1 pseudogene is annotated in these 555 nt (G+C 49.7%); it reads left to right on the forward strand.

Annotated features, from left to right (window positions below):
• A pseudogene (gene cotA, locus ACWHAR_RS30790) lies at positions 1–555 on the forward strand (outer spore coat copper-dependent laccase CotA); the annotation flags it as partial.

Raw genomic sequence — 555 nt, forward strand, 5'->3', positions numbered from 1 at the left:
TGACGTCAATCCTGAAACAGATGCGAATATCATGCAATTCAGAGTCACAAAACCATTGGCACAAAAAGACGAAAGCAGAAAGCCGAAGTACCTCGCCTCATACCCTTCGGTACAGCATGAAAGAATACAAAACATCAGAACGTTAAAACTGGCAGGCACCCAGGACGAATACGGCAGACCCGTCCTTCTGCTTAATAACAAACGCTGGCACGATCCCGTCACAGAAGCACCAAAAGTGGGCACAACTGAAATATGGTCCATTATCAACCCGACACGCGGAACACATCCGATTCACCTGCATCTAGTCTCCTTCCGTGTATTAGACCGGCGGCCGTTTGATATCGCCCGTTATCAAGAAAGCGGGGAATTGTCCTATACCGGTCCGGCTGTCCCGCCGCCGCCAAGTGAAAAGGGCTGGAAAGACACCATTCAAGCGCATGCAGGTGAAGTCCTGAGAATCGCGGCGACATTCGGTCCGTACAGCGGACGATACGTATGGCATTGCCATATTCTAGAGCATGAAGACTATGACATGATGAGACCGATGGATATAAG

The sequence above is a fragment of the Bacillus sp. LR--39 genome (assembly GCF_053613335.1).